Consider the following 26,199-nt stretch of genomic DNA (forward strand, 5'->3'; position numbering starts at 1 on the left):
ATGAAATTTATGGTCATGGTCAAAGCCACCGCCGACAGTGAAGCCGGCGTGATGCCCAGCGAGCAGTTGCTCACGGAGATGGGCAAGTACAACGAAGCGCTCGTGAAGGCGGGCATCATGCAGGCCGGTGAAGGCTTGCATCCCAGCTCGAAGGGTGCGCGCATACGCTTTTCCGGCAAGAACCGCACCGTGATCGACGGGCCCTTCAGCGAGACCAAGGAGCTGGTGGCCGGCTTCTGGATCTGGCAGTGCGCGTCACTGCAAGAAGCCATCGAATGGGCCAAGCGCTGCCCCAACCCGATGTCAGACGATTCGGACCTTGAGATCCGCCAGGTCTTTGCGGCGGAAGACTTTGGTGAAGCCTTTACGCCCGAGCTGCGCGAGCAGGAAGAGCGGCTGCGCGCGCAAATCGCTTGAATTCAATCCTCCATATCCATTTCCCAACCTCAACCTCAACCTCAACCTCAACCTCAAGGAGATAACCATGCCCAAAATGATCTTCGTCAACCTGCCCGTGAAGGACCTCGCAGCAGCCATCCGCTTTTACAAGGCGATCGGCTGTGAGCAAAACATGCAGTTCAGCGACGAGAAGGCCGCGATGATGGTCTGGTCGGACACCATCAGCTTCATGCTGCTGACGCACGAGTACTTTGGCACCTTCACGTCGAAACGCATCCCTGACGCGCAGCAGACCTGCCAGGTGTTGCTGTGCCTGTCGCGCGACAGCCGTGAAGACGTAGACGCCATCACGGCCGCCGCCGCCGCTGCCGGCGGCAAAGCCGACGTTCGCCCACCGATCGACATGGGCTTTATGTACAACCGCGCGTTTCAGGACCCGGACGGCCATGTGTTTGAGCCGGTGTGGATGGATATGGCGGCGGCGCAGGCTGCCGCGTAAGGGAATACGTAGCCGGACTGTGTCGATTTCAGCCGCCTCGTTCGTCGTGCTTATGTGAACAGGCCCAAACGACGACGGGCTGGTTCCTTATTTTTAACTCAAGGAGAAATCGATGAAGTTCCTGCGTACTCTTTTCGCCCCGCTGCTCACCGCCGCGGTGGCTGTTGCCACCATCGTTCCTGTCGCCTCTCACGCCCAGGAAAGCAAGCCCGTCAAAAGCGGCTACCTCAACGCCAATGGCGTCAACTACCACTACCAGGTGCACGGCCAGGGCGAGCCGCTGCTGCTTTTGCATGGCGGCCTGGGCCAGTTCGACATGTTCGGCCCGGTGCTGACGGCGCTCACCAAGACCCGCCAGGTGATCGGCGTTGACCTGTACGGCCATGGCCGCACGGCGCTGACCGAGCGGCCCGTGAGCCTGGTCGACATGGGCGACGACATGGCGCAGATCCTCAAGCAGCTTGGCTACGGCCCGGTGGATGTGATGGGTTATTCGATGGGCGGCGGTGTCGGCTTTCGCATGGCGGTGCAACACCCTGAGCGCGTGCGGCGCCTGGTGCTGGTGTCGGCCGGCTACGCGCAAGACGGTTTCTTTCCCGAGATGCTGCCGATGCAGGCGCAAGTCGGCGCGGGCATGGCCGACATGATGAAGGAAACGCCAATGTACAAGTCCTACGCTGCAGTAGCGCCGCGCCCGCAGGACTTCCCCAAGCTGCTCGACAAGATGGGCGCCTTGATGCGCACGCCTTATGACTATTCGGAAGACGTGAAAAAGCTGCAGATGCCGGTGATGCTGGTGTTTGGCGACAGCGACATGTACCGCCCCGAGCACATCGTGAAGTTTTATCAGCTGCTGGGCGGCGGGCTGAAGGACGCGGGCTGGATGCGGGAGAACATGGCGAAGAACCGGCTGGCGATCTTGCCGGGGTTCACGCACTACGACCTGTTCCTTGCGCCGGCGCTGGTGCCGACGGTGCTGTCTTTCCTGGATGGCAAGAGCAACACGGCGAGCTGGGCGCAGCAGGTTAACGCGCAGAAGTAGCGCGGGTGCGTGCCGCCGCAAGGCAGTCCTGCAGCGCAGCGATGAGCCGCTCGGACACCAGCTTCACGATAGGGCCGGGCGGCTTGGTGGCATCCACGGCGACGCTGATCTCTTGCGGTTCGGCCCCCCGGTCGCGCACCGGGATAAAGACCAGCTGGCCGGTGGCCAGTTCCGCCGCCACGTCCAGCTCGGACGTGAACACCACATGGTTGCCGCCGAGCGCAAGCTGCTTGACCAGCTGCAGCGAGTTGGTCTCGGTATAGCGGCGCGGCTCCTTGAACAGCCAGTTGTACTGCGCCTCGAGATAACGCCGGATCGTCAGCGCCTTGCTCTGCAGCGCGACCGGGTGGGCCATGGCCTCCTGGAAGCTCACCGTCTCGCGCTGCGCCAGCGGGTGCCCGGGCGCCACCACGCAGCCCAGCGGCAGCGCGCTCTTCCAGAGCACCAGCAACTCCCGGCGCGGTTTCAGGTTGAAGATGGCGGCCAGGTCGGCCTGGCCGGTCATCAGTGCGGCCTCGGCATCGTCGGGGGTAGCCAGTGCGATGGACAGGCTGACCAGCGGATGCTGCGCACCCAGGTCCCGCACCAGGGCGGGCATGACGCTGGTGGCGTGGCTGTCCATGGCCACCAGCGACACATGGCCCTGGTGGATGCCCTGGATGCGCCGGATCTCTGCGACCACGCCGCGTTCGTCCTGCAGCCAGTGGCGCGCCAGCGTGATGAGCGCGTCGCCCGAGGGCGTCAGGCGCATGCCGCGCGGCAGCCGCTCAAACAAGGGCACGCCGAGTTCTTCCTCCAGCTGCAGGATCTGCCGGTTGATGGCCGAAGCCGCCACGTGGAGCTCACGCGCGGCCTTCTGGATGGAGCCCGAGCGCGCCACCTGGTCGGCGTAGCGCAGTCCGGCGGGAACGAGCGAATAGCGCATGGATAGATGGGTGGCGAGTGGGATAAGTGCAGGTCGAGTGTACTGATTTTGCGTACGCAGCGTTGCAAAAATGGTGATGGACGGCAATGATTTGTGTCCCTACGATCCGTTTCATGAGCACACGATTCAGCCTGGAACACCTCAATACCTGCACGCCCGAGGCCTTTTGCGCCGCCCTGGCAGACATCTGGGAGCATGCGCCCTGGGTAGCGCGCGGCGTCGTGACCCAGCGCCCTTTCGCCACCGTCGAAGCACTGCACACGGCCATGGTGGCGGTGGTGGCCGGGCAGGACGAGCCCGCGCGCATTGCCTTCTATGCCGGACACCCGGAGCTGGCCGGTGATGACGCCCGCCGGGGCACGATGACCGATGCGTCCATTGCAGAACAAGGCACGCTCTCGCTGGCGCAGCTGGATGCACGCGAGGCCGAACGCTGGAACGCACTTAACCGGGCCTACCGTACGCGCTTCGGCTTCCCCTTCATCCTGTGCATTCGCCGCCACACGCGGGAGTCGGCGCTGCAAGCCTTTGAGCAGCGCCTGCAGCACGACCGAGCCACCGAACTGAGCACCACACTCGGCGAAATTGCCGCCATCACCCGCCTGCGGCTGGACCGCCTGGTGTCCGATGTTTCCCACGCGGCCAGCCACGGCGAATTCATTCCTTCCTGACCTTCCTGACCTTCCTGACCTCCCTCACCTTGCTGACCTACCACCGGAGTTACCCATGAACACTCGACGCAGAATTTCCCTCCTGACCGTGACGTGCGCGCTGGGCCTGCTGGCCGCGGCGGTGCCCGCCGTCGCCCAAGGCACCTATCCCGACCATCCGGTGAAAGTCATCGTGGCGCTGCCAGCCGGCGGCGGGGTCGACATCATTGCGCGCCTGGTCGGCCAGAAGCTGGCCGCCGTCACCGGCCAACCCTTCGTGGTCGACAACCGGGCCGGCGCCTCCGGCCGCATCGGCCTGCCGGTGGTGGCCAAGGCCGCGCCGGACGGCTACACGCTGATGACTTCGCCTGCCTCGTTCCTGACCACCAACAAGAGCATCTTCAAAGAGCTGCCTTACGACCCACAGGCTGATTTCGCCCCCATCACCAAGCTGGCCAACCAGTCCATGGTGCTGGTGGTCAAAGACAAGCAGAAGTTTTCCAGCGCAGGGGCGCTTCTGGCCGCCGCCAAGGCCAAGCCCGGCAGCCTGAACTACGCCAGCTCGGGCGACGGCAGCCCGCAACACCTGGCCGCGCTGATGTTCGAGACGCGGGCGCAGGTGCGCATGACCCATGTGCCTTACAAGGGCGGCGCGCTGGCCATCACCGACCTGCTGGGCGGCAACGTTGACCTGCTGTTCGCGCCTCTGCCCGAGGCACTGCCCTACCTCAAGACCGGCAAGCTGACCGCGCTGGCGCTGATGAGCGACAAGCGCTCGGCGCTGATCGCCGACGTGCCCACCATGCGCGAAGCAGGCATCCCGAACATGGTCATGCAGACCTGGATCGGCCTGCTGGCGCCGGCGGCGACCCCGCGCGCGCTCGTGGACCAGTTGAACCGCCAGGTACACGCCATCCTGCAGAGCGAGGACGTGAAAAAGCAGCTCTATGAAATAGGCATGGAAACGGCACCCACCACGCCCGAGCAATTCCAGCAAGTCATCGCACAGGAGATCGCGCTGCATGCGGACCTGGTGAAGGCTTCGGGGCTGGTGCCGCAATAGGGGCTGTAGAGAATCCGGCGCTGTCGCTGCAGTGCCGCGCAGCCCCGTGAAGCCAGGGGCAACCCCCTCAAGGCCTGCCGGGGCATATCGCCGTGCCACTCACCACAACGCCCCGACCAACCGTGTATAGACAGGAATGCCCACCAGGATGTTCAGCGGAAAGGTAATGCCCAGGGACATGCCGAAGTAAAGCGTGGGGTTGGCCTCGGGGATGGCGTGGCGCACCACGGCAGGCACGGCAATGTAAGAAGCGCTTCCAGCCAGCACCATCAGCAGGATGGTGTTGCCCTGCGACATTCCAGTCAGCCATCCCAATAGCAGCGCAACACCCGCATGCGAAACCGGGCCGGCCACGGCATAGAACGGCACAAACAGGCTTTTGCCGCGCAGGCCGCCGACATTGCGCGACACCAGCAGGCCCATGTCCAGCAGGAAGAAAGCCAGCATGCCCTTGAAGAGATCGGCGGTGAAGGGCTCGAAGGCTTTCTGGCCGGCTTCGCCGCTGCTGATGCCGATAAGCATGGCGCCCAGCAACAGCAAGGGCGTGCCGTCGGTGAGCGAATCCTTGATGACAGTCCACAAGGACGGGCCTGATGCCGGCGCGAGGCCTTGCGCCGCTGCGCTGCCGGCATCCCGCTTGCGCTGCAAATTGGCCAGCACAATCGCCGCGATGATGGCCGGCGACTCCATCAGCGCCATGGCGGCGGCCATGTGGCCGCCGTAGTCGATGCTGCGGGCGTCCAGGTATTGGGCGGCGGTGATGAAGGTCACGGCGCTCACGGAGCCGTAGGTCGCCGAGACAGCGGCGGCGTCGTAACCGTTCAGGTGCCTTCTGAGCAAGGCGTAGGCGGCCAGCGGCACCACCAGGGCCAGGCCGAAGGCGCAGGCCAGGCTGATCGCGATGTCGGGCGTCAGCCCCGATTTGGCCAGGGCAAAGCCGCCCTTGAGCCCCAGCGCCATCATGAGATACAGCGACAGAAAGCGCGAGATGGCCTGCGGTATCTCGAGGTTGGACTTGAGCGCGCCGGCGGCAATGCCGAGCAGGAAAAACATGACGACAGGGTCCAGCAGGGAATTCATGAGAAGGGTCCGAAGAAGAAGTTTGCAGCCGGTTTGCGGTGCGCTTCCGGCTTGGCTTCAGGGGATTCTCCCGACTCAACCCATAGACGTCTAATGATGTATTCTTATCTTTTGCATTGGTTAATCCGATGTATTCCCCCGATGTAATTTCTGATGTGTTGACGATGTACCTGAACGCCTACCCCAAAGTTACCTTCGTACAGCTGCGCAGTTTTGAAGCAGTGGCCAGGCTGGGCGGCATCACCAGGGCTGCGGCGGCGCTGCATCTCACGCAGCCCACGGTGTCGACACAACTCAAGGAGTTGCGCAGCGCGGTGGGTGTGGACCTGCTGGTGCCCGCAGGCCGGGGCGTGCGTATCACCGACGCAGGCCGCGACCTGCTGGCAACCATCGAGGCCATGTTTGAGTCATGGCGCGAGTTTGAAAGCGGGATTCTTGACCGCCAGCAAATGATCCGCGGCTCACTGAAGATCGCGGGCGTCACCACCACGGAGTATTTCCTCGCCCAGTGGCTCAAGCCTTTTGTCGACGCCTTTCCCGGCATCGACGTGGACCTGGTCATCGAGAACCGCGACAAGGTGGTGAGCCGCCTGGAAAACGCCCAGGACGACCTTGCGGTGATGATGACGCCGCCCCTGCACATCCCCCTGTCGGCCACGCCGGTGATGGAGAACCCCTTGTGCCTGGTGGGCCCGCTCGCGCACCCCTGGGCTGCCCGCCGCGCTATTCCCCTCAAAAAGCTGGCCGATGAACCCCTGCTGATGAGAGAGCCCGGCTCGGGCACCCGGCAGGCGGCGCTCGAGTTTCTGGCCGAACATGAATTGACGCCCAACATCCGCATGACCCTGGGCAGCAATGAAGCGATCAAACATGCGGTGGCCGCAGGGCTGGGCCTGGCCGTGGTGTCGCGGCACGCCATTGCGCCGGATCCGGCAGCGGACAACCTGGCCATCCTGAAAGTGGCGGGCTTTCCCATCAGCCGGCACTGGCATGTCGTGCACCGGGCCGATCGCCGGCTGCCCCGGGCAGCGGCCGTGTTTCTGCAGTACCTCGATCAGGCGGTGTCTATCTCCGCCACGTGAGGCAGCCGAATGCCGCAGCCATGCGTCCAGCACCACGGGTCAGGGTGACGGCGACATTCTCCCTATGCGTTCAGCGGTGGGTCAGCCTCCATCGCTTGACGTTCGACCGCGCCGGCATCGGCGCCCAGCGCGAATGCCGCAGCAGTGAAAGCGCTTGGCGAGCTTAAATTCCGGTAGACAGCAACACAGCTGCCGGGCCCTCCTCCAGTATGCCCAGCGACTGATCTGCCGCCGTGAGTTTCACCGACCATGACGCCAAGCCCGTACTTCGGGACCCGCCAGGGTCGCCCGGGAATAGATGGGCCGACAGGGTAAGCATCCATCATGGCTGCCAGCATCGAGGAAGAGATGAGCTGCCCCGCCATCAGCCGGTCCAGCATGAAGGCGGCTTCAGCGAGAGGGCCGACCATCAGGCCGTGATAAACCCAGCGCGGGTCGTAAGTGGAGGGTATACCCAAGACGGCCCCTTCGAAGTCCTGCTTCGCGTCAAGCAGGCGTACATCCTCAAGGCCCAATGGACGAAAAACCAGCCTGCGCAGGGCGGCCCCGAATTCCTCGCCGGCGCTGCGCTCGATGATTCGCCGCGCGTAGAAGTAGCCGACATTGGAATAACACCAGGACGCACCGGGGGGATATCCCAAATCAGCGGCCTGCACGCGCAGCAACATGTCCTCGTCCTTCCATGCAGCTTCTCCGCGTTCAACGGCAGCGTGATACTCGGGCAGTTGACCGTAATCCGCGAGTCCTGCCTGATGGCGCAGCAGTTGCCGCAACGTGAATGGCCACTCGAAAACCGGATCATCCAGTGCGAGGAGACCGTTTTGGACTTGGACCAGTAGTGCAGCGGATATCACAGTTTTGCCGAAGCTCCACCAGGGCACGACAGTCTCTGCGCCCTGATCGCACAGCAACCGATCGTCTTGAACAAGTACATGAAGCATCGTGAAGTCTCCTGATGAATCAGCTCAAATGGTGGGTGGATGCAATGGCAGCCCGTTCTGGAGGATGCGCGAAAGGTACTGCGCCAGGTTTATGCCGCCAGGCCGGCAGACGCCCATGGGTGGCGCCACCGATCTGGCCACGCGCGTCAGGCCAGCAGCACCTGCTGCAGGGCCTCGCGGTTGGGGTCGATCTCCAGCCGCTCGTAAATCACCTTCACGTACTCGGCCACGGTGTGCCGGCTGATGCTGAGCTGGTCGGAGATCTCGGCGACGGTTTTGCCTTCGCTGAAAAGCAGGGCCACCTCTTGCTGGCGCGGGGCCAGGTCCAGGCGGTGCAGGCCCTTCCAGGCTTTGAGTGAGCGGGGAATGAAGTGAAGCACGCGCACACCGACGGCTTTTTCGTGGGCGCCGTCCAGCCATGAGCCTTTGAAGACAAACTTGCCCCAGCTGTTGCGGCATTCAAAAAAAGGCGGGCGGGCGTTGCGGCCTTCAAAGATGAACACCAGTCGCTGGTGCAGCCGCTTGAGCTGGGGTGTGATGTTGTGTGAATCGAGATGGATCAGCGCGTTGCCGTCGATGCGGTCGTGGCTGGCCATCCACAGCAGGCGGCGGGCCTCGTGGTCCTGGTAGCGCAGGGCGCCGTCGCCGTTGAGCACCACCAGGCCTTCGCTGTCGGCGCTCTCGAACGCGTTGGCCACGCCGATGTTGACCGAGAGCGCATGCCGCAGGTAGGGCTCCAGCTGCGCCAGTTTTTCGTGGTCTGCCTGGGTAAACGGCTTGTCTGACGAAGACCGCAGCAGCGACAGCAAGCCCTTGGGCGCGCCCCGGATGTCGTGGGCCACCAGGTACAACATATAGCGGCCGTCGCACGGGCGCATGACGTCCTGGTACAGGCCTGAGCGCAGGTAGGCGTCGGCGCCTTCCTCGGCGCAGCCCAGCGTGCCGGAGGCGTTGGTGCGCATCAAATCGGCAAACGCCGGCATGACCCCGGGGTACTCAACCTTGGAGTTGTGGTTGAAGAAGCGCTGCACGGCGCTGATGTCGGTGAAACCGTCGCCGCTGTAGTTCACGGGCTGCAGCGTTTTGCCCTCGCACCAGATGAAGTGGCTGGTGTCGCAGCCCAGCCATTCCCGAACCACCTCAAGGAACTTGGCCATGAAGATTTCTTCGGGCAAGGCCATGCTGCAGAGCTGGCGAATGCTGGCTACCGTTCGCGAGTTGGACCGGGCGGGGGTTCTCATCGGCTCATTCTATTAGGGGGCTTTGGGCCACAACCCCCTGCCGCAGGGGGGTGCCTGGGCAGGGTTGGCTTCCTACGCTTTCAGGTCCCGGGCGCTGTCGCTTATCACCACAGCAGCGCCTCCCCATCCTGCCCCTTGAAAGTTCCCGGCTCATGTCGCACACCCTTACTCCCTCACGCCACCAGACCATCCGCAAACTGGTGCGCATCACCGCCAAACCGAATCAGGCCGCCGTGCTGGGCGGCGCGCTGCGCGAGCTGGAATTTGCCACGCGGCAGGAGCCAGGCTGCCTGGAGTTTGTCTTCTTTCAGGCGCTTTCAGCACCCCATTCCTTTGTCTTGCTGGAAGCCTTCAGGGACCAGGCCGCGCTCGACAGCCACATGGCGCTGCCGCACACGCGGCGCTTCTTTGAGGCCGACCTGACGGCCGACGTGAGCGCCCAGGACATCGGCTGACGATCAGCGAACGGACTGGCATGCGCGCGGCCCGCACGCCGCTTTGAAGGGCGCAGTTACACAGTGGCCGCGCCAAACCCCCCTGCGCCGGGGGGAGTTTGCGCACCCGCGCATTTCTAAACTTTTTCTGAACCCTTCCCTCTTTCACGCGCCGCCACAGCCTCGCTGCTTTTTTGGCGCTCTCCCAAAGGAAATCATGTTGAAAAAATTCAGGCTCAACCCCATGGTGTGGGCGCTCGCGAGCGCTTTCGCACTGCCTGCCGGCGCGCAATCGGTGCTTGACCTCGGCAGCCTGGGCAGGGAGACCGAGCCCGCCGCCATTTCATCGGACGGCAGCACCGTGGTGGGCATCGCTGTGCTGCCTGGATCGGCACGGGTCAACCGCGCCTTTCGCTGGACGGAAAAAGAAGGCTTGCAGAATATGCAATTGCCCGCGCTTGACAGCCGCGCCATGGGCGTTTCCCGCGACGGCAGTGTCATCGCAGGCAGGTTCTCCGCCGGCACACGGCAGGGCGCATTTCGCTGGACGGCGGCGACGGGCATGCAGGACATCGGCACGCTGGGCGGCCTCAGCAGCTATAGCGCGGTGGTCTCCGATGACGGCATCGTCATGGCGGGCGCGTCGGACCCCGCCACCGGTGAGCGCAAGGCCTATCGATGGACGGCTGCGGGCGGAATGACGAACCTGGGCGTCCTCGGGACAGGTACGTACAGCGAGGCTACGGGCCTGTCGGCAGATGGATCAGTCGTGGTCGGCTACGGCAACATTGCCCGCGGCGGCTCTCAACACGCCTTTCGCTGGACGTCCGCCGGCATGACGGACCTTGGCACGCTGGGCGGCCCCGGCAGCCAGGCCAATGCCGTGTCCGGCGACGGCACAGTGGTGGTCGGGTTTTCGCAACTGGTGAGTGCCGGTCCCGCGCAGGCTTTTCGCTGGACGCAAGCAGACGGCATGCAACACCTTGGCAGCCTGAGCACTGCCACCGGCAATAGCGCCGCCTACGGTATTTCCCGCGACGGCAAGGTGATCGTCGGCTATGCGCCGGGAATCGCCACATCCCTGACCGCCTTCCGCTGGACCGAGGCCACCGGCATGCAATCGGTCACCGACTGGCTCACCAGCAACGGAGCGTCCGTTGCGGGATGGACCCTCAGCCTCGCAACTTCGGCCAACGAAGACGGAAGCGTGTTGGTGGGGACCGGCTGGGCGCCGGGTGCAAGCGCCAGCCGGGGTTGGATCGCCCGCGTATCGCCTTACGGCTCCGGCATCATGCAACCCGACAACTACGTGCAAAGCACCATGGTCGTCAACCAGGCGTGGGCGAATGCCAACCAGCACCTCACGCGCATGGTGATGTGGGGCGCGCACCACCGGCCGCTGGCTTCTTACAAGCTCAACGGCCAGAGCTGCTTCTGGGCCACGGGCGACCTGGGCCACCGCGGCGGCGAGCGCGCCGTGACCGACACGGCCGGCGAATTCGGCCTGTGCCGGGACTTTGCCGGTGGCGCGGTTCGCGCCGGCATAGGCCTGGGCTTCGGCAGGCAAAGCCAGGACCTCGGCCAGTTCGGCTCCGCCAAAACCGGCGGCAACCATGTGGTGGCCGAAGTCAATTACCAGACACAGGCCGGCCCGTTGCTGTCGGTCACAGGCATGCATGGACGGTGGACTGCAGACGTCACCCGGGGCTATATCGGCGGCTCGGGTACGGACTACTCACGAGGCAGCACCGATGTGCAGTCCACCGCCTTGCGCCTTCGCGCCGACTGGAACGACGCCTGGGCCCTGGGCGCGACCGCGCTGTCGCCTTATGGGGCGCTCACCGCCACGCGCACCACCACCGGCGGCTACACCGAAAGCGGCGGCGGCTTCCCCGCGCGCTTTGACGCGCAAACGCAGTCGGGCCTGGAAGCACGCCTGGGCGTGGCGGCGGGCTACCCGCTGACGCCGGCCACGCGCCTGCGCGCCACGCTGGAAGGCATACGCCGCCTGGATGGCGACACGCCGCGCACCTCGGGCCAGGTGCTGGGCCTCTTCAGCTTCAGCCAGCCGGGCCTGAGCGAGTCAAAGACCTGGATGCGCGCGGGGTTGGACATTGATCACCAGATCAACAACTCCACGCTGCTGGGCTTTTCCGTGCACGCCGCCAGCCGGGGCGACGACCCGCGCCTGACAGCGGCGGTGACCTTGCGCGTCGGCTTTTAAGGCTGCTCTTGGGCAGGGTGCGGTCGCAGGCGCGCCTGCATGCGCCCTGCCCCGCACTTGATTCATTTTTACCCGTTCAGCTTCGAACGCTTATCAGGACACGACGTGAAAACTTCCCTATTGACTCCCCTGGCGCTCGCATTGATCGCCGCCTACCACCCGGCCGCCAATGCGCAAAATGAACTGCGCGGTTTCGGCGCGGGCAGCGTGATCTGGACTATCTCGGCCGATGGCAGCACGGTGGGCGGCAGCACCGACTCGCCCGCCGATGTGCCGCTGGCGTCCACCGGCACGGCAGGCTCGGCCATGGCGCCGCTCAGCGGCCTGGGCGCGGACCGCGGCGCCGTCTTCGGCCTGTCGGCCGACGGCAAGGTGGCCACGGGCGCGTACCTCGTCGGCAGCGAGTTTCATGCCTTTCGCTGGACATCCGCCGGGCTGGTCGACCTGGGCACGCTGGCCGTTGGCGGCAGCAGCCAAGGCCGCGCGGTTTCAGGCGACGGCAATGTGGTCGTGGGCGAAGCGGTGCTGGCCAGCGGCGCCAAACGCGCCGTGCGCTGGACGCAGGCGGGCATCCAGAACATCGCCGCCGGCTTTACCAACGGCGACAGCTCCGCGGCGGCAACCTCACATGACGGCTCGGTGATCGTCGGGGTCAAGACGACCGGCACCATCACCCACGCCTTTCGCTGGACGGAGGCCGCAGGCATGCAAGACCTGGGGTCGCTGCTGGGCGGGCCGCAAGCCGACCCTTACAGCGAGGCGACCGGCGTCTCCGGAAGCGGTGACGTGGTGGTGGGCGTGAGCCAGGCCGCGGGCGGCGGCCGGCACGCGTTCAGGTGGAACACCACCGGCGGCATGTCGGACCTGGGCACGCTGGGCGGACGCGACAGCCAGGCCAACGCGGTGTCAGCCAACGGCCTCGTCGTGGTCGGGCAGGCGCAAAAGGCCGACACCAGTTCACACGCCTTCCGCTGGACGGAAACCACCGGCATGCAGTCGGTGGCCGACTGGCTGGCCGGCGCCGGCGTGGACAGCAGCCGCTGGGAGCTGGAGCGCGCCACCGCCACCAACGCCGACGGCAGCATCGTGGTGGGCACCGGGCGCAACGGCAACATTGACGAGGCGTGGCTTGCGCGCGTGTCGCCCATCGGCTCGGGCGTGATGCAACCGGCCAACTACACCCAAAGCCTGAATGCGGTCAACGCATCGTTTCACCATGCCCAATCGCTCACGCGCATGATTCTTTGGGGCAGCCACCACCGCCCGCTGATGTCGTACGGCGACCTGGCCGGGCAAAGCTGTTTCTGGGCGACGGGCGATGCCGGGCAACACACGGGCGGGCGCGACAGCAGCGAGACCCTGGCCGAAGTCGGCGTCTGCCGTGACTTCGCGGCGGGTGCGGTGCGCGCCGGCCTCGGCCTGGGCTACAGCCGGCAAAACCAGCATCTGGGCGAGTTCGGCAGCAACCGCCTGGCCGGCAACCACGTGGTGGCGGAGGTGAACTACCAGCTGCCTTCCGGCCCGCAACTTTCAGCCACCGCGGTATGGGGCAACTGGCGCAGCGACATCCGCCGTGGCTACGCGGGCGGCGCCGGCACCGACCACTCGCAGGGCAGTACGGACGTGAAGTCCACCGCCCTGCGCCTGCACGCGGACTGGAACCAGGCCTGGACGGCGGGCGCTGTGGCGCTGTCGCCGTATGTGGCGCTGACCAGCACGCGCACCACCCGCGGCGCCTATACCGAAACGGGCGGCGGCTTTCCGGCGCGGTTTGACGACCAGGCGCACTCGTCGCTTGAGTCGCGCGTCGGGCTTGCTTCATCACATGCCATCAACGGTGCCACCCAGCTGCGCGGATCGCTGGAGCTGGCGCACCGTTTTGACGGCAACGGCCCTGCGCTGAACGGCCAGGCACTCGGGCTTTTTTCCTTCAACCAGAGCGGCGCAGAGACGCGCCGCTCGTGGATGCGTGCCGGCGTGGACCTGGACCACCGCCTGAGTCGCAACACCGTTCTGAGCTTTTCCGTGCATGCCGCGTCGCGCGGCGAAGACCCTGGCCTCTCGGCGGCGCTCAGCCTGCGCGTCGGGTTCTGAATCATCTGAAAGGACTCACCCATGTCAATTTCTTCCCTCTCCTCGCCGGCTCGTGTTATGGCCTGCGCAACCTTGCTTGCAAGCTCCTTTCACGCCCAGGCCACCGACCTGCTCAACGGCGTGCTGCAACAGGCAATCGGCCACGCCATCTCGCAGGGCCTGCAAAAAGCCGCAACGCCGGACCAGCCCGTGCGCCCTGACCCGGGCAAACAAGTGACCATGCCCGAGCCGGCCTACAGTGCAAAGGCAAAAGCCGCACCTGCGGAAAGACTGGAGAGCAGCGACAGCTTTCCACCACGCTATATCGCCCAGGCCTGGCAGCAACCGGCCAGCATCACCAGCATGCCCGGCGAAGCATCCAGCGTGAGAGGCTATGTCGAACCCGTGCCGGCGTATGGCGGCAAGCTCTCCGTCGCCGGCGCACCACAGATGCGCCTGAAGCTCGACGCGCTGTATGCCCTGCTGCTCAGTCAGGCGCCCCTGGCCAATCCGCAAGGCGTGAGCCTGATCAGCGGCGGCGGCTTCGGCCACAGGCGCGGCGGGCCCATGGGGCCGGCCGTGGCGGCCAGCCTGACGGTGCGCGCCCACCCCATCAAGCTGGCAGACAAGTCCACGGTGCGCCATGCCGACGGCAGCGCGCACACCCCGGGTAAAGGCGACAGCCTGACGGTAGTGGTCAATGACCTGGATGTGATTTCCGATTCGACGGTGCTGGGCACCTACAACGGCCTGACACTGCTGCGGCGCAGCGGCGGCTACCAGCTGGTGGCGATGAACACCACAAGGCCGCTGCTGGTCAACGGCACGATCAATAAAGACCTGATCGACGCTTCACGGCCGCCGTCGGACATCCAGTTCATGGTGGCCTACGTGGTGACATCCAAAGCGACCTGGACCGCGCTGCCCAAAGGCCAGGTGCATCCGGCCAGCGCCACGGGCCGCCTGCTGGGCACCTTGTTCACGGCGGACTGGGCCAACATGCTCAGGCAGATTGACCAGAAAGGACAACCATCATGAACAAGGCCGGGAAGCCCGTATGGAGATGCCTGCGGACGGCGGCGCAGATAGCGCTGATGGCTGCCTTGACCGTGGAGTCGCTGTGGGCCCAAACACCGCAGACGCCGCCACCGCCTGAGGAAGCCACGGCAGCGGCAGAACCCGCTGCAGCCGATGCGGCAATGGCCCGCTACGGACACCAGCCGGCCGGTGTCAAAAAGATGAGCGATGCGCGCATGACCTGCGCGCAAATTCAGGCAGAAACAGAGACCCTGCAGACCAAACTGAATGAACAGCAGGCTCAAGCCATGGCCACGCTCGCGGCCGCCGAAGATTCGCGCCAGAAAATGCTGCAGCAGACCGGCGGAGGGCTCAGCTCGCTGCAAAGCGGCGCCTCCACGGCAACGGGCCTGCTCAGCATGATTCCCGGGGTCGGCATGGTGGCCGGCATGTTCGGCGGTCTCAGCGCTCAGGCCACCATGAACTCCCGGATGGCCGAAGCACAGCAAACCACCAACGCCATGATGGCCACCCAGCAAAAGGCCATGGATGCGCAGATGGCCATGGCGGCCACACAAGCGCGCCACGAACATCTGGTGGAGATGTTTCTGGCCAAAAACTGCAAGCTGCAGGCACAGCCCTGAGGACGAAAGCCGGCCTTACAAGCCCGCCTCAAGCCGCAGCTTCAACCTGCGAAGGTCTGCCGGAACCTGCCTTGCCAGCAGAAAGCTGATGAGCGGTTCGAGCGGGCGAAACGGCCCCGTGTCACGCACATTCAGGGTGTAAGTGAACCGGGTGCCGAGTGGACCGGCACAAAACTCCCGGCTGCCATCGCAGCGCACAGGGCCGGACACCGTGCGAAACGCCGTACGGCCGGGCGTGTAGTCGGTCACCTCGGCGAGGATGACAGTCCGCAACCCCATCACCCGGAAGATTTCCCGCGTGCGCGCGCCGGGCGCCACCGGTCCGCCGGATTCATACGCCATGGAAAGAACGCCTCGCCGCCATGCCGAATCGTTGGCGTAGTCACCGGCATACCCGAATGCGGCCAGCGGTGAACACCGCATGTCTTCTACACAAGAGACGGTGAACATCGCTTTCCCTTTCGTTTGTCTCGTTTCATATGCCGATCCATCAGCAGATCCACATGCTGCTCATCAATTTTAGGAAGGCCGGCGCAAGGGCGCCCCCCTCAAGTCAGGGGGAGATGCGCCTTGGAGACAGCTGAAAAAAACCCCATGGGGCTTCACAGTCCGGATCAGTGTTTAGCATCAAATCGGCCTATAGCCCAATAAACACCTGGGCTGATAGCTCCTTAATTGATAGCAACCGGGGGGTCTTGGCAGGCTTGCAGCCGGCATCCGCCCTCATCCAGCCCGCGTCCTGTTCGTCGGTTTAGGCCTACAAAAACCATCGCCGGCCTCGCTGGCTTGGCCCTGCATCGCTGCGGACAATCACAGTCATCATGCCCAGCAACGCGGCCCCGGCCTCCGCAAATCCTTTCTTCGCCTTTGCATCCACCGCGTGGCCGCACGTGCGCCGGTGGGGCTTGCCGGTGTTCGGCATCCTCGTGCTGGGCCTGCTGGCGTCGCATGCGCACAAGGTCGACTGGGTGGGCGCCTGGGAGGCGCTGTGGCGCTACTCCCCTCTTCTATTACTGGCCGTGCTGGGCCTGGCCACCCTCAGCCACGCGCTGTATGGCTGCTTTGACCTGCTGGGCCGGCACCACACCAAGCACAAGCTGCCGCGCCTGCAGGCGTGGGCGATTGCGGTGACGAGTTATGCCTTCAACCTGAACCTGGGCTCGCTGGTGGGTGGCGTGGCCTTGCGCGCGCGGCTGTATGCGCGGGCCGGGCTCGACGAAGCCACGATTGCACAAATCGTGGGCATCAGCCTGGCGACCAACTGGCTGGGTTACGGGCTGGTGGCGGGTAGCCTGTTTGCGGCGGGGCTGATCGCGCCGCCCAGCCAAGCGCACATCGGCGCCGACGCTTTGCGGGTGCTGGGTGTCGGCATGGTGCTGTTGGCGCTGGGCTATGTGGTGGCCTGCGCTTTTGCACGCGGGCGGACGTGGCGTGTGCGGGGCAAGAATTTACAGCTGCCTTCTGCGCGACTGGCGGTGGTGCAGCTGCTGCTGTCAGCCGCCAACTGGGCGTTGATGGGCGCGGCCATGTATTTGCTGCTCGGTCAGAAGGTGCCTTACGGCATCACGCTGGGTGTATTGATGGCCGCGTCCATCATCGGCGTGATCATGCCGATACCGGGTGGCCTGGGGGTGATTGAGGCGGTGTACCTGGCGCTGCTGTCGGGCAGTGTGCGGCAGGGGGCGTTGATGGGGGCGGTGCTGGCTTACCGGGCGCTGTATTACTTGTTGCCGCTGGCGGGGGGATTGGTGCTTTATGTTTTGCTGGAGAGGTATACGGCCTCGCAGGCTGTTGGTAGTTCTGGCTGAGCTTGGCGAAGCCCTGCTCTCCCCCTCCCCGTTCGGGCTGAGCGTGTCGAAGCCTGGTGTGCTCCGGCGATGTGGTTTTTGCTGAGGCTTGCTGGCCGGGGGTTGCCCGGTAGCAACTCACTTTTCTTTTGCTTCGCCAAAAGAAAGTAAGCAAAGAAAAGGCGACCCTGCTGGCTGCGTCCCTTCGCTTCGCTACGGGCGACCTGCGGTGCTCGATTCAGGCGGGTCTCGCTAAACTCGCTTCGCTCAAACAACGCGATCCCTGATCCGCCTGAAACTCCGCTCCTCGGCGCATCCAGAAGGGGGTGGAGACAGGAATATCAAACTGCCGAATACCAATACCGAATACCAAAAGAATCAAGGACTCGCCACGGCGAGTCCTTGTTGGATTTGTCTTCGGTATTTGCCTTCTGTCCCCGCTCCCGATTGCCCCTTGTGGATGCGCCGAGGAGCGGAGGACCAGACGGATCAGGGCAAAAACTTGTTTGAGCCGAAGGCGAGTTGTTTTTGACCCCGGCTGGGCCGAGCACCGCAGGTTGCCCGCAGCGAAGCGGAGGGACGCAGGAACCAGGGTCGCCTTTCTTTTGCTTACTTTTGGTGTTTGCGTAACTTCGCTACGCGAAGTGAGCAAACCCCGCGCGCATAGCGCGCCTTTGGCGAACAAAGAAAACCCGCTTTGCGGGTTTCGGTAAAAGTGAGTTGCCGCCGGCAACCCCGGCTCCGGAACTCAACAACTCGGCGCTCGAAACAACCAGGGGCTTCGATACCTCAGCCCGAACAGAGGGGAGGCTTCGACAGGCTCAGCCCGAACGGGTGCGGGGTGCGGGGTGCGGGGTGCGGGTGCGGGTGCGGGGGACCTGCGCAAAACCCCGCTCATCAACCCCGCTTGGGAATCGTCAACCCCTTCACCACCGCAGGCCGCGCCACAAAAGCCGCCAGCACCCGCTTCACATTCGCAAAGCTCTCAAACTCCACCAGGCCGCCAGCCTCATAAAAGCCATTGAGGTTGCGCACCCACGGAAAGATCGCGATGTCAGCGATCGTGTACTCGTCACCCATCATCCAGTTGCGGCCTTCAAGGTGTTTGTCGAGCACGCCGAGCAGGCGTTTGGATTCGGCGACGTAGCGGTCGCGCGGGCGTTTGTCTTCGTACTCCTTGCCGGCAAACTTGTGGAAGAACCCCAGCTGGCCGAACATCGGGCCGATGCCGCCCATCTGGAACATCACCCATTGAAGGGTTTCATAACGGCCCGCGGTGTCGGCAGGAATAAGTTTGCCGGCCTTCCCGGCCAGGTAGACCAGGATGGCGCCGGATTCAAACAAAGCCAGCGGCTGGCCGTCGGGGCCGTTCGGGTCAATGATGGCGGGGATCTTGTTGTTGGGGTTGAGCGAGAGGAACGCCGGCGACATCTGGTCGTTGGTTTCAAAGTTCACCAGGTGCGGCTCATAGGCCAGGCCCAGTTCTTCCAGCAGGATCGAAACCTTGACGCCGTTGGGCGTGGGCAGCGAATAGAGCTGGATGCGCTCCGGGTGCTGGGCGGGCCATTTTTGGGTGATGGGGAAGTCTTTGGGGAAGGTCTTGGAGGGGTTTTTGGATTTGGTCATGGCGGGTATGAGGGTGTTTTGACGGAGCGAAACTGAATTTCAGCGCCAATGTAGCCCAAGCTGCCCAATCCTGCGCGTGGCAGGGAATTGCCCGGCCAAGCGCCAAATTCATGTCCAATACAGGGATGGAAGCACCGAACACCGACCAGCGCCTGACCGAACTCGAGATCAAGGCCAGCTTTACCGAAGACCTGCTGGACCAGCTCGACAAGGTCATCGTGCGCCAGCAGCAGCAAATCGACGCCCTGCTGCGCGAGGTGGCCGAGCTCAAGGCCAGCCCGGTGCGCGACGGCGACATCACCACCGCACGCAGCCTGCGCGACGAGCTGCCGCCGCACTTCTAGGCGGGGTTCACCAGAGGTTCTTGCCGTCGATCACGGTCACGGGCGCTTCGGCCGCGTCGAAGTTGTCAATGAGCCGCGCGTTGAGGCCGATGCTGCGCGTGACGCCGTCCCACTTGCCGTCCATCTCGAACGCCGGGCTGTCTGAATAGGTGTACACACCGCAGCCGGCGCAGAAGTGGTGCGCGACCATCTTGCTTTGCCAGCGGTAGATGGCGTCGCCGTCAGGCGATGAGGTGACATGGAACTGCTCGGGCGCGTAGTAGGCCCGCAGGGGGCCGCTTTTGGCGCAGAACGAACAGGTGCAGCGCGTGAGCTGCTCAGGGATGTCACCCTCGACGCGGAAGGTGTTCTTGCCGCAATGGCAGCTGGCCGTGATCGTCATACAAGGCTCCTTTTGTGAGGCTCGGGCACGTCATGATAGTTGCGCATCGCCATATCGCAAACACACAAAAGCACACACAAAAGCCCGCCGGCGTTTCCACCGGCGGGCTCTCGGCAAACCGATGCAGCGGGTTACATCGCGCTCATCAGTTCCTGCTTGCGGGCGGTGATTTGCTCGCCCAGTTCGGTCATGTCCAGGCTGGTGGCTCGCGCCTTGGGGAAGATCTCGTTTTGTTCTTCCTTGACGTGGTGCTTCACGTACTCAGACATGACCTTGATCTTCGCGTCAAACATTTCGCCGTCGGGCTCGATGCCTTCGACTTGCGCGATCAGATCTTTCAGCGTGGCGTGTTCCACGTTGGCTTCAGGAATAAGTTCGTGGTCTTTCAGGGCGGCTTTGACGGCCGGGTAGAAGATTTCTTCTTCGACCTGCGCATGCACTGTCAGCTCCTTGCAGATCTGCGCCACCAGATCCTTCTTTTTGGAAGTCGAGCGGCTTTTTTCGTATTGCTCAAACAGGTCGCTCACCAGTTTGTGGTCGGCCCGCAGCAGTGCAGTCGCCTCTTTGGGTGCTGCTGCTTTGGATGCGGGGGATTTGCTGGTCGAAGTCTTGGTTGCGGTGGGCATGATTTTTCCTTGGTGGGGTCTGATGGTCAGGGTTGGTAATTTCGCCGCAGCTGCTTCAAGCGGGATAGAAGCAGGCTGTAGTGCTATCTTTTCCGGCATGCGTATGGCGCAGGGTAGTCAAACCCAGCCACGCCTTGTAGGAAAGTGTGAAGCGGGTACATCGTTGCGCGGCGGGCCCCAAATCAACCGGCAAGCGCAGACGTAACGGTGTTGATTCTTAGGGAAAAGACTGAATACCGCCGTCACAAGCCTGGACTAAGCTGCATGGCAAAACCCGGCCAGCCCCCGCCGAACCACCATACAACCCGAAAGCAGGTGCACCCCATGCCACTTCCCCCTGATTTCAAGTCATCGGACTTTTCCATCGGTTCCATTTCAGACACCCAGCTGGTCAACCTGGCCAAGCTGGCCGGTGTGTTGGTAGAGGGTGAAGCCCTGACGCCGGAGTTGCAGGAATACACCCTGCTGATCATGGAAAAGTGCGCCGACGTAGGCGACAAGTACACCAGCGCCAAACACGGGCGCACCGCGGGCGACGAGATACGGGCGTTGTTCGGCGTGTATTGATCTGTATCGCCGCGCCTTGACGCGGCTTGGGCTCCATTCAGGTCCTTTGACCTCCCGCGCAAAGTTTTGCGCATCCCGACATCCCTCTAAAGGTTGCACCGCCCCGTGGCAGCAGGCCAGCGTGGACGGCGGCTCACGTACGCCTCGGTGCGTGTGGAAGGCACCTTCCGTGATGGGCTCGGCGCAGCGTCCTACATCGCACCTCATCCACGAAAAATAGCATCAACTGCGTTAGCGGTTTTTTGCTGTACCTGTTTGCGTTTTTCTTGATTTGCAGTGCCATGCACGCGTCTCAGTTCACACGCCCTGCCTCACCTTTCCGCGCAACACATACCCCCCATCCATCCACCCTACCTGATTGCCCCCCATGCCTAAACCTCCTGGTATCTCCTCAAAAGCAGCCCCCAAAAACACCGACAGCGGGCCTTCCAAAACATCACCCCCTGCAAGCGCAGACCCTGCCGCTGAAAAAGCGGCACAAGTGCAGGACCTGGCCGCGGGCATGCCCTACAACCCTAACAAGGCCGGCGAGCACGGCTTTCAAAACGGCCTCGCCCCGGCGCAGGGAGCGGGGGTTGTGCCCGAATCCCGCCTCGCCACGGGCAGCACCCTGAGCGAGGAAAACGGTTCCGAAAAAACCGGCAGCCTGGCGCCCGAAGGTGTCAACTCGACCATCGAGCCGCTGGACCGCGTCAGGGTTGACTCCGGCGGGCAGGTGCTGACGACCAACCAGGGCGTGGCGATTTCCGACAACCAGAACTCGCTCAAGCAGGGCCTGCGCGGCCCGGTGCTGCTGGAGGATTTTGTGCTGCGCGAAAAGCTCACGCACTTTGACCACGAACGCATCCCCGAGCGCATCGTGCACGCGCGCGGCTCCGGCGCGCACGGCTTCTTCGAGTGCTACAAGCCCTTTACCCAGCACACCAAAGCGGCGCCTTTTCAGGAAGAAGGAAAGATCACGCCGGTGTTTGTGCGCTTTTCGACCGTGCAGGGCGAGCGCGGCTCCAAGGACACGGCGCGTGACGTGCGCGGCTTCGCCGTGAAGTTTTATACCGACGAAGGCAACTGGGACCTCGTGGGCAACAACATGCCGGTGTTCTTTATCCAGGACGCGATGAAGTTCCCTGACCTGGTGCATGCCGTGAAGCCGGAGCCACACCACGCCATGCCGCAAGCCGCCAGCGCGCACGACACCTTCTGGGATTTTGTGTCGCTGATGCCGGAGTCGACCCACATGCTGATGTGGGTGATGAGCGACCGGGGCATTCCGCGCAGCTACGCCACCATGCAGGGCTTTGGCGTGCACAGCTACCGCTTCGTCAACGAGGCGGGTGAATCGGTGTTTGTGAAGTTCCACTGGAACCCGAAGTTCGGCACGCACTCACTGGTGTGGGACGAAGCCGTGAAGATTTCAGGCGCCGACCCGGACTTTCACCGCCGCGATTTGTGGGAGCGCATCGAGGCTGGCGTTTACCCCGAATGGGAGCTGTCTGTGCAGGTGTTTACCGAAGAGCAGGCAGAGCAGTTCAGCTTCGACATCCTGGACGCGACCAAGCTCATTCCGGAAGAACTCGTCCCGCTGCAGCCGCTGGGCCGCATGGTACTGAACCGCAACCCCGACAACTTCTTTGCAGAGACCGAGCAGGTGGCGTTTTGCACGGCGCACGTGGTGCCGGGTATCGACTTTTCGAACGACCCGCTGCTGGCCGGGCGCATCCACTCCTACGTCGACACGCAAATATCGCGTCTGGGCGGCCCCAACTTCCATGAGATCCCGATCAACGCGCCGCTGGCCCAGGTGCACAACAACCAGCGCGACGGCATGCATCGCCAGGCGATCCCGCGCGGGCGCGTGGCGTACGAGCCAAACTCGCTGGCCGGCGGCTGTCCCTTCCAGGCCGGCGCTGCTCAAGGTTTTGTCAGCGTGCCCGCGCGCCTTCAGGCCAAGGAGGAACAAGGCAAGGTACGCGCCAAGCCCGAGAAGTTTGCCGACCACTACACGCAGGCTGCGCTGTTCTTCAACAGCCAGACACCGGTGGAGCAGGCGCACATTGCCGCGGCCTTCCGCTTTGAGTTGAGCAAGGTCACGGTACCGGCGATCCGTGAACGCATGATCTCCTCACTGCGCAATGCCTCTGAGCCGCTGGCGCGCGAAGTGGCCAAAGGCCTGGGCATGGCGGACTTGCCGGAGCCCATGCCATTGGCGCTGGCCAGGCCGGCCAAGCCAGAGATCACCGTGTCGCCCGCGCTGTCGTTGATGGCGCGCCCGGGAGACGGCGGCATACGCGGGCGCAAGATCGCGGTGCTGGTGGCACCGGGCGCAGACGGTGCGGCGATAGACCAGATCCAGGCCGCACTGGCAGACGCAGGCGCGGTGCCGCGGCTGGTCGGTCCGCACATCGGCCCGATGAAAACAGCCGAGGGCCAGACGCTGGACGCCGATGCGTCACTCGAAAACGAGCCCGGCTTTTTGTTTGACGCGCTGGTGTTGCCGGACGGCGAGGACGCGGTGGCGACCCTGGCAGCGGACGGTCACACGATGGAATTCATCAAGGACCAGTTCCGCCATTGCAAAACCATCCTGGCGCTGGGTGCCTCGGTCGGCCTGCTGGATAAGGCCGGCATTTCAGCCGCGGCCGATGCGGGCGCGAAAGGCAAAAAAGGCGGCCCTGCCGACCCCGGCCTGATCGTGCAAGCCGGCGGCGATACGGCGGGAGCGGTCAAACGCTTTATCCAGGCGATGGCACGGCACCGCCACTTTGAGCGCGAGACGGATCCGCCCCTGGTCTAGGTTCTGCCAACTGCTAATGCGTAGCCGCTGCCGGGTTGCCGGCGCCGGCCGCCGCAGTGGCGGGGCGCAACAGCACCGCACCCAGCACCGCAGCGGCGGCGGCAAAGATGGCGCCCACCACAAACGCCATCTGGTAGCCGCCGTTGAGTGCCGCCACGGCATCGGCCCCACCAACCGCCAGCGATGCGGTGCGCGCCGCCGCCAGGCTGGCCAGCACGGCCAGGCCCAGGGCGCCGCCCATCATGAAAGAGGTGTTGACCACGCCCGACGCAATGCCCGACTCGCTCGGGTCGACATCGCTCATGGCGGCCAGCAGCATGGGGTTAAAGGCGATGCCCGCGCCCAGGCCCAGCAGCAGCATGCCGGGCAGCACATCGACGGCAAAGCTGCCGCCCACCGGCGCGCGCGCAAAGAGCGCCAGGCCGACAGCGGCCATCAGCAGCCCGGCCGCCAGCGGCGCGCGTATGCCAAAGCGCATCACGATCTTGGCCGACAGGCCCAGCGAGAACGCGGCCATGATCAGGTTGGCCGGCAAAAAGCCCAGGCCGACCTGCATGGCGCTGTAGCCCAGCACCAATTGCATGTACAGCGCCGAGATGAAAAACCAGGCAAACATGGCGGCCGCCCACATGACGCCCACCACATTGGCGGTGGCCACATTGCGCAGGCGGAACATGGCCAGCGGCACCAGCGGCGTCTTCACTTTGGACTCGATGACCAGGAACAGCGCCATCAGCACCACGGCCGCGCCGATCAGGCCCAGCGTCTGGCCCGAGAGCCAGCCGACTTCGTTGCCGTTGACGATGCCGTACACCGCCAGCATCAGCGAGGTGGTGACGGTGACGGCGCCCCACACATCGAGCTTTGCGCCGCCGGCGTGGCCCTTGCCGCCGGGCAGCAGCATGAGGCACAGCGCAAACACCGCCGCACCTATCGGCAGGTTGACCAGGAAGATCCAGTGCCAGCTGAGCGCATCCGTCAGCAGGCCGCCCAGCAGCACGCCAATGCTGCCGCCGCCGGCGCAGACAAAACCGTAGACGCCCATGGCCTTGGCGCGCTCGGCCGGCTCGGTAAAAAGATTCATGATGAGCGAGAGCGAAATCGCCGACACCACCGCGCCGCCCAGGCCCTGCACCGCACGCGCCACCACCAGCAGCGCCTGCGAGTTGGCCAGGCCGCAAGCGAGTGACGCCACGGTGAAAAGCGTGAGCCCGGCCAGGAACAGCCGGCGGTGCCCATACAAATCACCGAGCCGCCCGCCCAGCAGCAAAAAGCCGCCGAAGGTGAGCATGTAGGCATTGACCACCCAAACCAGCGAGGTCTCGGTAAAAGCCAGGTCGGTGCGGATGGAGGGCAAGGCCACATTCACGATGGTGGTGTCGAGCACGATCATCAGCACCCCGAGGCACAAGACGATCAGCGCCCACCAGCGCTTGCGGCTGTCCATGTCTTTTTTCATTTGCGGTTTCTCCTCTTTCTTTTGCTTCGTTGAATGCATATACCGATGAAGGCCCAGGCGTTTATCTGCAGATTACGCAGATTACGCAGATGACGCAGATGAATGCAGATGAACGCAGATTGGAAACAAGGTGTTTGTCACCCCGTCTGCGGGCTGTCCACATATGCCACAGCGGCTTTGAATCACGGCCTGTTGCTATCGATTTTGTAGCTGCTTGTGCACGTGTGCATTGGGCTACAGGCCTTTTTCTTCTAAAAATACTATCACCATTTCCGGCGGATGGTTCGTGTCCTACAAACCCAGCCGCTTTTGGCGGATAGAAGGCCGTGAGGCTTTTTATTAATTTAACGGGCAGCCGCGCATCCATCGATTCGCACCCCTTCACCTCTTTGCCTGGGAATTGCCTTCATGCTGTTGACTCACCTCTTCCGCTCTCATCCCAACCACTCCTCCCGCTCCGCCCACTCCATCCGCGTAGCCCGCCACCTTGCCGGCCTGGGCGCCTTGGCACTTCTGGGCTCTGCCAGCCTGCCGGCAATGGCCGAGCCCTCGCCCGCGCTGGACCGCGCCAGCTTTTCCATCGGCGCCTTTCACGCGGACCCGACCTTTAACGCCGGGGTCAACACACGCTTCGGGCGGCTGGACTCGGGCAATGTGGACAGCAGCAGCACGACGATGCCGCGCATCAAAGCCGATGTGCTGCTGTTTGACAGCCAGGGTTTGTCGTTTGACTACTACCAGTTCAAGCGCGGCTATTCCGATTCGCTGGCCAGCAACTTCAACGTGGGCAACGGCACGGTGACCACCACCGGCGCCGCCAACCTCGATGTGAAGGTCGACTTCGCCAAGCTGGCCTACAAGTGGTGGTTCGGCTCGGGCAATACCGTGCTGGGCCTGGGCGCGGGTGCAGCCTACTACCGCGTCGGCCTGGACTTGAACGCCACCGCGGCCATAGGCGGCGCCACCGGCAGCATCAGCGAAAGCTACAGCGACGACGCCGTGGCGCCACTGCTGGAGGTCGGTGTGCGGCACGCGATCACGCCCGACCTGCGCCTGTTTGCCGACGCTTCGGGCGTGAAGAAGTCCGGCGGCAGCGTGCGCGGCGAGATCTACAACGCCGCCGTGGGCCTTGAATGGTTCCCGATGAAGAACGTGGGCGTGGTGCTGGACTACGGCCTGACCGATATCGACCTGCACCGAGCGGACGCCAACAACGCGCGCTTTCGCGTCAAGCTGAAGGGGCCTTCGGCTTTCCTGAAGGTGCGCTTCTAACAACACCATGGCGTGCCGACTGCCTCAGGGC

25 protein-coding genes are annotated in these 26,199 nt (G+C 64.0%); 16 read left to right on the top strand and 9 right to left on the bottom strand.

From position 1 onward, the window contains the following. From DT070_RS01515 to DT070_RS01525, 3 genes are all read left to right on the top strand, one after another. Positions 1-417, top strand: coding sequence for a YciI family protein (locus DT070_RS01515; RefSeq protein ID WP_122953815.1), 417 nt, complete (start codon positions 1-3; stop codon positions 415-417). A 67-nt stretch (positions 418-484) separates the two neighbouring features. Further along, a complete protein-coding gene (locus DT070_RS01520) occupies positions 485-898 on the top strand; it encodes a VOC family protein (protein WP_122953816.1) in 414 nt (137 codons plus the stop codon). A 112-nt stretch (positions 899-1,010) separates the two neighbouring features. Continuing rightward, positions 1,011-1,940, top strand: a complete 930-nt coding sequence (locus DT070_RS01525; RefSeq protein WP_122953817.1) for an alpha/beta fold hydrolase — start codon at positions 1,011-1,013, stop codon at positions 1,938-1,940. On the opposite strand, the gene DT070_RS01530 is transcribed toward DT070_RS01525, so the two are convergent. After that, positions 1,924-2,865 (bottom strand): LysR family transcriptional regulator, encoded by a 942-nt coding sequence (locus tag DT070_RS01530; protein WP_122953818.1) that lies wholly within the window; start codon positions 2,863-2,865, stop codon positions 1,924-1,926. The two genes, DT070_RS01525 and DT070_RS01530, sit on opposite strands and share 17 nt — an antisense overlap. A 113-nt stretch (positions 2,866-2,978) precedes the next feature. Here DT070_RS01530 and uraD point away from each other — a divergent pair, with 113 nt between their 5' ends. After that, positions 2,979-3,536 (top strand): 2-oxo-4-hydroxy-4-carboxy-5-ureidoimidazoline decarboxylase, encoded by a 558-nt coding sequence (uraD, locus tag DT070_RS01535; protein ID WP_164483695.1) that lies wholly within the window; start codon positions 2,979-2,981, stop codon positions 3,534-3,536. A gap of 55 nt (positions 3,537-3,591) precedes the next feature. Next, positions 3,592-4,578, top strand: coding sequence for a tripartite tricarboxylate transporter substrate binding protein (locus tag DT070_RS01540; protein WP_122953820.1), 987 nt, complete (start codon positions 3,592-3,594; stop codon positions 4,576-4,578). Between the two features lie 99 nt (positions 4,579-4,677). Here the strand turns inward: DT070_RS01540 and DT070_RS01545 are convergent, their stop codons facing one another. Further along, positions 4,678-5,658: a sodium-dependent bicarbonate transport family permease gene (locus tag DT070_RS01545; protein ID WP_122953821.1), complete on the bottom strand. Its 981-nt coding sequence runs from the start codon at positions 5,656-5,658 to the stop codon at positions 4,678-4,680. Between the two features lie 164 nt (positions 5,659-5,822). On the opposite strand from DT070_RS01545, the gene DT070_RS01550 reads away from it, so the two are divergent. Then, the gene (locus DT070_RS01550; RefSeq protein ID WP_240642562.1) at positions 5,823-6,740 is read left to right on the top strand and encodes a LysR family transcriptional regulator; all 918 of its coding nucleotides are present in this window, start codon (positions 5,823-5,825) and stop codon (positions 6,738-6,740) included. Positions 6,741-6,802: 62 nt separating this feature from the next. Here DT070_RS01550 and DT070_RS01555 read toward each other — a convergent pair whose 3' ends face one another. Both DT070_RS01555 and DT070_RS01560 read right to left on the bottom strand, forming a co-directional pair. Then, entirely contained in the window at positions 6,803-7,681 is an 879-nt protein-coding gene (locus tag DT070_RS01555) for a serine hydrolase (RefSeq protein WP_122953823.1), read from the bottom strand. 146 nt (positions 7,682-7,827) lie between these two features. Beyond that, positions 7,828-8,922 carry a helix-turn-helix transcriptional regulator gene (locus tag DT070_RS01560; protein ID WP_122953824.1) on the bottom strand — a complete coding sequence of 365 codons (1,095 nt, stop codon included), beginning with the start codon at positions 8,920-8,922 and terminating at the stop codon, positions 7,828-7,830. A 152-nt stretch (positions 8,923-9,074) separates the two neighbouring features. Here DT070_RS01560 and DT070_RS01565 point away from each other — a divergent pair, with 152 nt between their 5' ends. From DT070_RS01565 to DT070_RS01585, 5 genes are all read left to right on the top strand, one after another. Beyond that, positions 9,075-9,377: a putative quinol monooxygenase gene (locus DT070_RS01565; protein ID WP_122953825.1), complete on the top strand. Its 303-nt coding sequence runs from the start codon at positions 9,075-9,077 to the stop codon at positions 9,375-9,377. A gap of 196 nt (positions 9,378-9,573) precedes the next feature. Beyond that, positions 9,574-11,580: an autotransporter domain-containing protein gene (locus DT070_RS01570; protein WP_122953826.1), complete on the top strand. Its 2,007-nt coding sequence runs from the start codon at positions 9,574-9,576 to the stop codon at positions 11,578-11,580. A 105-nt stretch (positions 11,581-11,685) separates the two neighbouring features. Continuing rightward, positions 11,686-13,674 carry an autotransporter domain-containing protein gene (locus tag DT070_RS01575; protein WP_164483697.1) on the top strand — a complete coding sequence of 663 codons (1,989 nt, stop codon included), beginning with the start codon at positions 11,686-11,688 and terminating at the stop codon, positions 13,672-13,674. Positions 13,675-13,695: 21 nt separating this feature from the next. Beyond that, positions 13,696-14,691: a hypothetical protein gene (locus DT070_RS01580; RefSeq protein WP_153976306.1), complete on the top strand. Its 996-nt coding sequence runs from the start codon at positions 13,696-13,698 to the stop codon at positions 14,689-14,691. Next, positions 14,688-15,314 (top strand): hypothetical protein, encoded by a 627-nt coding sequence (locus DT070_RS01585; RefSeq protein ID WP_122953829.1) that lies wholly within the window; start codon positions 14,688-14,690, stop codon positions 15,312-15,314. Before DT070_RS01580 ends, DT070_RS01585 begins: the two co-directional genes overlap by 4 nt. Positions 15,315-15,329: 15 nt before the next feature. Here the strand turns inward: DT070_RS01585 and DT070_RS01590 are convergent, their stop codons facing one another. Continuing rightward, positions 15,330-15,764: an SRPBCC family protein gene (locus DT070_RS01590; RefSeq protein WP_122953830.1), complete on the bottom strand. Its 435-nt coding sequence runs from the start codon at positions 15,762-15,764 to the stop codon at positions 15,330-15,332. 371 nt (positions 15,765-16,135) lie between these two features. Between DT070_RS01590 and DT070_RS01595 the strand changes: the two genes are divergently transcribed. After that, positions 16,136-17,122, top strand: a complete 987-nt coding sequence (locus tag DT070_RS01595) for a lysylphosphatidylglycerol synthase domain-containing protein (protein WP_122953831.1) — start codon at positions 16,136-16,138, stop codon at positions 17,120-17,122. A gap of 876 nt (positions 17,123-17,998) precedes the next feature. Here the strand turns inward: DT070_RS01595 and DT070_RS01605 are convergent. After that, positions 17,999-18,727: a glutathione S-transferase N-terminal domain-containing protein gene (locus tag DT070_RS01605; protein ID WP_122953832.1), complete on the bottom strand. Its 729-nt coding sequence runs from the start codon at positions 18,725-18,727 to the stop codon at positions 17,999-18,001. A gap of 110 nt (positions 18,728-18,837) precedes the next feature. Here DT070_RS01605 and DT070_RS01610 point away from each other — a divergent pair, with 110 nt between their 5' ends. Then, positions 18,838-19,071, top strand: coding sequence for a SlyX family protein (locus DT070_RS01610; protein ID WP_122953833.1), 234 nt, complete (start codon positions 18,838-18,840; stop codon positions 19,069-19,071). Between the two features lie 7 nt (positions 19,072-19,078). Here DT070_RS01610 and DT070_RS01615 read toward each other — a convergent pair whose 3' ends face one another. Next, complete coding sequence (locus tag DT070_RS01615; protein ID WP_122953834.1) at positions 19,079-19,453, bottom strand: GFA family protein; 375 nt, start codon at positions 19,451-19,453, stop codon at positions 19,079-19,081. Positions 19,454-19,584: 131 nt separating this feature from the next. Then, complete coding sequence (locus DT070_RS01620) at positions 19,585-20,079, bottom strand: hemerythrin domain-containing protein (RefSeq protein WP_122953835.1); 495 nt, start codon at positions 20,077-20,079, stop codon at positions 19,585-19,587. Positions 20,080-20,403: 324 nt separating this feature from the next. Between DT070_RS01620 and DT070_RS01625 the strand changes: the two genes are divergently transcribed. Next, on the top strand, positions 20,404-20,646 hold the full coding sequence (locus DT070_RS01625) for a hypothetical protein (protein ID WP_122953836.1): 243 nt from the start codon (positions 20,404-20,406) through the stop codon (positions 20,644-20,646). Between the two features lie 367 nt (positions 20,647-21,013). Further along, positions 21,014-23,437: a catalase gene (locus DT070_RS01630; RefSeq protein ID WP_122953837.1), complete on the top strand. Its 2,424-nt coding sequence runs from the start codon at positions 21,014-21,016 to the stop codon at positions 23,435-23,437. A gap of 13 nt (positions 23,438-23,450) precedes the next feature. Here the strand turns inward: DT070_RS01630 and DT070_RS01635 are convergent, their stop codons facing one another. Then, a complete protein-coding gene (locus DT070_RS01635; protein WP_122953838.1) occupies positions 23,451-24,896 on the bottom strand; it encodes a DHA2 family efflux MFS transporter permease subunit in 1,446 nt (481 codons plus the stop codon). A gap of 408 nt (positions 24,897-25,304) precedes the next feature. On the opposite strand from DT070_RS01635, the gene DT070_RS01640 reads away from it, so the two are divergent. After that, positions 25,305-26,168 (top strand): hypothetical protein, encoded by an 864-nt coding sequence (locus tag DT070_RS01640; protein WP_369973910.1) that lies wholly within the window; start codon positions 25,305-25,307, stop codon positions 26,166-26,168. Positions 26,169-26,199: the final 31 nt, after the last annotated feature.

The sequence above is a fragment of the Polaromonas sp. SP1 genome (assembly GCF_003711205.1).
Lineage (GTDB): Bacteria > Pseudomonadota > Gammaproteobacteria > Burkholderiales > Burkholderiaceae_C > Polaromonas.

Coding starts and splice junctions, on each gene's coding strand:
- DT070_RS01605 (WP_122953832.1), bottom strand. CDS start 18,727: ATGACCAAATCCAAAAACCCCTCCAAGACCTTCCCCAAAGACTTCCCC.
- DT070_RS01515 (WP_122953815.1), top strand. CDS start 1: ATGAAATTTATGGTCATGGTCAAAGCCACCGCCGACAGTGAAGCCGGC.
- DT070_RS01640 (WP_369973910.1), top strand. CDS start 25,305: ATGCTGTTGACTCACCTCTTCCGCTCTCATCCCAACCACTCCTCCCGC.
- DT070_RS01580 (WP_153976306.1), top strand. CDS start 13,696: ATGTCAATTTCTTCCCTCTCCTCGCCGGCTCGTGTTATGGCCTGCGCA.
- DT070_RS01590 (WP_122953830.1), bottom strand. CDS start 15,764: ATGTTCACCGTCTCTTGTGTAGAAGACATGCGGTGTTCACCGCTGGCC.
- DT070_RS01570 (WP_122953826.1), top strand. CDS start 9,574: ATGTTGAAAAAATTCAGGCTCAACCCCATGGTGTGGGCGCTCGCGAGC.
- DT070_RS01620 (WP_122953835.1), bottom strand. CDS start 20,079: ATGCCCACCGCAACCAAGACTTCGACCAGCAAATCCCCCGCATCCAAA.
- DT070_RS01530 (WP_122953818.1), bottom strand. CDS start 2,865: ATGCGCTATTCGCTCGTTCCCGCCGGACTGCGCTACGCCGACCAGGTG.
- DT070_RS01555 (WP_122953823.1), bottom strand. CDS start 7,681: ATGCTTCATGTACTTGTTCAAGACGATCGGTTGCTGTGCGATCAGGGC.
- uraD (WP_164483695.1), top strand. CDS start 2,979: ATGAGCACACGATTCAGCCTGGAACACCTCAATACCTGCACGCCCGAG.
- DT070_RS01520 (WP_122953816.1), top strand. CDS start 485: ATGCCCAAAATGATCTTCGTCAACCTGCCCGTGAAGGACCTCGCAGCA.
- DT070_RS01610 (WP_122953833.1), top strand. CDS start 18,838: ATGTCCAATACAGGGATGGAAGCACCGAACACCGACCAGCGCCTGACC.
- DT070_RS01545 (WP_122953821.1), bottom strand. CDS start 5,658: ATGAATTCCCTGCTGGACCCTGTCGTCATGTTTTTCCTGCTCGGCATT.
- DT070_RS01630 (WP_122953837.1), top strand. CDS start 21,014: ATGCCTAAACCTCCTGGTATCTCCTCAAAAGCAGCCCCCAAAAACACC.
- DT070_RS01540 (WP_122953820.1), top strand. CDS start 3,592: ATGAACACTCGACGCAGAATTTCCCTCCTGACCGTGACGTGCGCGCTG.
- DT070_RS01625 (WP_122953836.1), top strand. CDS start 20,404: ATGCCACTTCCCCCTGATTTCAAGTCATCGGACTTTTCCATCGGTTCC.
- DT070_RS01560 (WP_122953824.1), bottom strand. CDS start 8,922: ATGAGAACCCCCGCCCGGTCCAACTCGCGAACGGTAGCCAGCATTCGC.
- DT070_RS01585 (WP_122953829.1), top strand. CDS start 14,688: ATGAACAAGGCCGGGAAGCCCGTATGGAGATGCCTGCGGACGGCGGCG.
- DT070_RS01635 (WP_122953838.1), bottom strand. CDS start 24,896: ATGAAAAAAGACATGGACAGCCGCAAGCGCTGGTGGGCGCTGATCGTC.
- DT070_RS01565 (WP_122953825.1), top strand. CDS start 9,075: ATGTCGCACACCCTTACTCCCTCACGCCACCAGACCATCCGCAAACTG.
- DT070_RS01615 (WP_122953834.1), bottom strand. CDS start 19,453: ATGACGATCACGGCCAGCTGCCATTGCGGCAAGAACACCTTCCGCGTC.
- DT070_RS01525 (WP_122953817.1), top strand. CDS start 1,011: ATGAAGTTCCTGCGTACTCTTTTCGCCCCGCTGCTCACCGCCGCGGTG.
- DT070_RS01550 (WP_240642562.1), top strand. CDS start 5,823: ATGTACCTGAACGCCTACCCCAAAGTTACCTTCGTACAGCTGCGCAGT.
- DT070_RS01595 (WP_122953831.1), top strand. CDS start 16,136: ATGCCCAGCAACGCGGCCCCGGCCTCCGCAAATCCTTTCTTCGCCTTT.